This window comes from Kitasatospora sp. NPDC059817 (assembly GCF_042731835.1).
Classification (GTDB): Bacteria; Actinomycetota; Actinomycetes; order Streptomycetales; family Streptomycetaceae; genus Kitasatospora.
Genome location: NZ_JBHWIR010000270.1, coordinates 2,905 through 7,033, shown reverse-complemented (window position 1 = coordinate 7,033; position 4,129 = coordinate 2,905). Strand labels below are relative to the sequence as shown.

4 protein-coding genes are annotated in these 4,129 nt (G+C 74.4%); all 4 read right to left on the bottom strand.

Annotation, left to right across the window (positions count from 1 at the left end):
* Window positions 1–87: 87 nt before the first annotated feature.
* Window positions 88–792 (bottom strand): polysaccharide deacetylase family protein, encoded by a 705-nt coding sequence (locus ACFV61_RS32945; protein WP_380495679.1) that lies wholly within the window; start codon window positions 790–792, stop codon window positions 88–90.
* Between the two features lie 217 nt (window positions 793–1,009).
* Entirely contained in the window at window positions 1,010–1,603 is a 594-nt protein-coding gene (locus tag ACFV61_RS32940) for a DUF1772 domain-containing protein (RefSeq protein ID WP_380480837.1), read from the bottom strand.
* Between the two features lie 181 nt (window positions 1,604–1,784).
* A complete protein-coding gene (locus tag ACFV61_RS32935) occupies window positions 1,785–2,708 on the bottom strand; it encodes an NmrA family transcriptional regulator (protein ID WP_380344724.1) in 924 nt (307 codons plus the stop codon).
* A 356-nt stretch (window positions 2,709–3,064) separates the two neighbouring features.
* Window positions 3,065–3,952, bottom strand: a complete 888-nt coding sequence (locus ACFV61_RS32930; RefSeq protein ID WP_380495677.1) for a hypothetical protein — start codon at window positions 3,950–3,952, stop codon at window positions 3,065–3,067.
* Window positions 3,953–4,129: the final 177 nt, after the last annotated feature.

The window sequence follows — 4,129 nt, the reverse complement described above, 5'->3', positions numbered from 1 at the left end:
GGGGCCCCCCCCCCCCCCGCCCACCCCCCCCCCCCCGCGGGGGGGGCTTTCCCCGCGGCCTCCCCGGGGGCTCCGGCGGGTCCCGCCCTAGCCGCAGAGGGTCCCGAAGGTGTACCCGCGCGCCTTGAGGGTGGAGAGGATCGTCGGCAGCGCGGCTGCGGTCTGGCTGCGGTCTCCGCCGCCGTCGTGCAGCAGGATCACCGAGCCCGGGCGGACGTTCTTCAGCACCCGGGACTGGATGGCCGCCGTTCCCGGCCGGGACCAGTCGGTCGGGTCCACCGACCACAGCACGACCTGCTTGCCGAGCGCCGCCGCGCGCGAGCGCACCGCGCCGTTGACCGCACCGTAGGGCGGGCGCAGGCAGCTCGGGGTGCGGCCGGTCTGGGCCCGGATCGCCTTGTCCGTGTTCGCCACCTGGGCGTTGACGGCGGAGGCCGAGAGCCGGCGCAGGTCAGGGTGCGACCAGGAGTGGTTCTGCACGCTGTGGCCCGCCCGGGCGACCTGCCCGGTGAGCGCCGGGTGGGCGGCGACGTTCTGCCCGATCTCGAAGAACGTCGCGCGCACACCGTAGTGGGCGAGGATCCCGAGGATCCTCGGCGTGTAGGTGGGGCTGGGGCCGTCGTCGAAGGTGAGGTAGACGACCTTCCCGCCCTGGTCGGCCTTGGCGCCCGCCGCCTCGGCGGGTGCGGCCGGCACCGCGACCGCCGCTCCCGCCACCAGGGCGACGGCGAGTGCGCCGATCGCGGTCCGAATCCGCCCAACCGCCCTGCGCCTGCCGGAATGTACGGCCATGCCTGCCCCCTGCCCCTGGTGCCGGAACCGCCCTGTACCGACCAGTCTGCGCCGAAGGGCGCCGCCGCCGCGACCGGCCGGGGGTGAATTCGGCCAGCTGCTCGGCGGGTTGACCAGCGGCGAGCGGCGGGAACTGGCCGGGCACGGCACCGGGCACGGCGACCGCCCCCGGCGGGGATCCACCAGGGGCGGCAACCCCGTTGCGGGGCCGGGCCGTTCAGCGCGAGGCGCGGCCGTGCAGGACCAGCGCCCGGGTCAGGGCCGCCAGGCCCCCCGTGCAGAGCAGCGTGCGGAGCATGTTGGTGGCCACCCAGGTGCCCTCGAACTTGGCGCGCACGCCCGCGAAGTCGGTGATCTGGGACGGGTCGCCGGCCTGCGCCAGCTGGTTGTTGAGCGGGATGTTGACGCCCATGGTGACCATCACGGCCACCACGTAGAGCACCGTCGCCCCGGCGGCCCACAGTGCCGCCTGCCGTCGCCCGGCCTTGTGCTGGAGCCAGGCCGCCACGCCCGTCGCCACGAAGGCGCCGACGAAGACCAGGCCGAACATGCCGTTCTCGATCGACTTGTTGATGTGCTGCATCGCCGTCACGTACGTCCGGTCGTCGCCCGCCGCGAGGCCCGGCATCACGGACACGTCGAAGGCGAAGAACAGGCCCGCCATCAGGCCCATCGCGATGGTGGCGCCCGCCAGGACGGGCCCGGCGGCCTTGCTCCGTGCGGCGGGGGCCGCCGAGGCGCCCGGCGCGAGGCCGCCGAAGGAGGATGGAGCGGAGTAGGAAGCTGGAGTCGCGGTCTGGTTCGAGCGCATCGGTAATCCTTCGATTTCTCCCCGGCCCCCGCCCAGCGCGGGGGCCACCACGGTGCCCGGGCACCGGCTTCCGTACCGCTCCCGGGTTCGACCCGGATGGACGGTCAGGAGGCCGGCGAGGCCCGGCACCGACGATCAACGGAACTGACTGGCCTGCGAGTTGTGCGGCGCGGTGGGCGGCTCACACGTCCCAGACCCCGGACGCGGCGGCCTCGCGGGCGAACTCGGCGAAGTCCCGCGGCTCACGACCCAACGCCCGCCGCACCCCGTCCCCCAACGAGGCGTTACGACCGTCCAGGATCACCGAGAACAGCTCCGCGAAGTCCCCCGGCAGCCCCGCCTCCTCCAACACCCCCCGGTACGCCGCCTCCGACACCGCCTCGAACCGCACCTCACGACCCGTCGCCCGCGACAACTCCACCGCCACCTCCGCGAACGACAGCAACCGCGGCCCCGTCAACTCGTACACCTCCCCCGCATGCCCCGCCTGCGTCAACGCCGCCACCGCCACCTCCGCGATGTCCTCCGCATCCACGAACGGCTCCACCGCACCCCCCACCGGCAACGCCAACTCCCCCGCCAGCACCGGATCCAGGAAGAAACTCTCGCTGAAGTTCTGGTTGAACCACGCGCACCGCACCACCGTCCACGCGGCCCCCGACTCCATCACCGCCTTCTCCCCCGCCTCCGCCGCCTCCTCACCACGCCCCGACAGCAGCACCAGACGCCCCACACCACGCCGCGCCGCCAGCCGCGCGAACGCCCCCACCGCCTCCACCGCCCCGGGAAACGCCAGATCCGGGTAGTACGTCAGATACGCCGCACTCACCCCCTCCAGCGCCGCCTCCCACGTCCCCTCGTCATGCCAGTCGAACGCCACCGCCCCCGACCGCGACCCCACCCGCACCCCGTACCCCAACCCCGCCAACCGCTCCGCCACCCGCCGACCGGTCTTACCCGTCCCACCCACCACCAGCACCACACCAGCACCGACCGGAAGATCCACAACACCCTTGGCAACCACAGCAGCCACCCCATTCGGAGAAGAAGTCGACGAAACCAGCGGACCCGGCCGGTTCTGCGAACCCTGCGCGTCCGTCCTCATGTCCACCAGTCAAATCCACTCCGGGCCGGCGAACCATAGCCTCCACACTCACATCCATGCGCGAGCGTCTACCGTCCCCCGGCGTGCCCCGAACCGGGTCCTGTCCGGCCGGACAGGACCTGGGGCGGGTCTGCTTCGCCATCCACCAGAACACACCCAACCCGCCACGAACCACCCTCCTTGAGGCGGCCTCCAGTGGATCTCCAGCGCCCGCACACCGCCCCCACAGCCCGGCCCGGGCCGCCGCAAACGGAAGGGCGCGCGTCGGGTGGGGGCGGGAGACGGACCCGGAGTCCAGGCCGGACGTGCCGCCCGGGTGGGCGTGGGTGGTCGGCATCGGGTGAGCTGCCGGCGGCTCAGGGCAGCAGCAGGCCCGGGACGAGGACCAGGCCGACCAGGCCCGCGACCAGGGTCGGCAGGCCGGTGACGCCCATCCACACCAGGTGGCCGGCGAGCCTGCCCGGCGTGTCCGCCGACAGGCGGCCGGGCACCACCAGGACCGTGCGGGGCCGCGTCACGTCCCGCACGTCGGCGGCGCTGCACTCGTGCCGCTGCGCCGTGCCGAGCTGGTCGGTCACCCGGTAGGTGTACCGGAGCGTGCGCCGGGTGCTGCGGGAGTGGCCGCGGACGTCGTGCACCCGGTACTCCCCGAGGTAGGAGCCGGTGAACTCCGCCGGGCGGAGCTCGCCCAGTGCCTGCTGCTGGCGCCAGTAGCGGAGCTGCCAGGGCAGGTTCGCCGCCCAGGCGGCACTCACCCACCAGGCGGTGAAGCCGGCCCAGACGAACCCGGCCCGCACGGGGTGGCCGAGCAGGGCCAGGGCGACGGACTCGGTGAGGCAGCCGGCGAACAGGGCGAGGAGGCCGAGCTGCCAGCCGGCGGGCCGCAGCGGCCTGGGCCGCCGGAACGGTTCGACGCGGATCCGCGTCGGGTCGGCCGGAGCCTCGGCGAGCCGTTTCAGCCGTTGCGCGTTGATGGCGTCGGCGAACGCCTGGGCCTTGGCGTCGGTCGTGCCCAGGCGGAACTCGGAGCGCTCGCCGCGCCCCGGCGGGTCGACCTCGACGCACAGGTCCCAGAGCACGCCCCGGCCGGGGACGGCGTGCACCCGGTGGATCCGGCCGTAGGGGATGTGGAAGGCCTCCGGTTCCTCCTGCCACACCAGCGCGGATCCGGTCATCCGCACCGAGCGCCGGCCGAACCAGGTGCGGAGTTCCCTCGGCGGTGCGAGTACTGCCTGCCCGGCCATCGCTGTTCTCGTGCTCCCCCGTGACGTGATCTCGGCCGCGTGATCATATAGCCGCGGCGGCCCCCCGAACGGCCGCGGGGGGCCGCCCCGCGCGGGCGGCCCCCCACCGCCGCCGGGCCGGGGCCACCCCCCCGCCACCCCGCAACCCGGGGCCCGCGACCGCCCCCCGCGGGGCCG

What these genes read in the sequence shown, in the direction of transcription:
- ACFV61_RS32935 (WP_380344724.1), bottom strand. Translation starts at nt 2,708, where the DNA reads ATGAGGACGGACGCGCAGGGTTCGCAGAACCGGCCGGGTCCGCTGGTT.
- ACFV61_RS32945 (WP_380495679.1), bottom strand. Translation starts at nt 792, where the DNA reads ATGGCCGTACATTCCGGCAGGCGCAGGGCGGTTGGGCGGATTCGGACC.
- ACFV61_RS32940 (WP_380480837.1), bottom strand. Translation starts at nt 1,603, where the DNA reads ATGCGCTCGAACCAGACCGCGACTCCAGCTTCCTACTCCGCTCCATCC.
- ACFV61_RS32930 (WP_380495677.1), bottom strand. Translation starts at nt 3,952, where the DNA reads ATGGCCGGGCAGGCAGTACTCGCACCGCCGAGGGAACTCCGCACCTGG.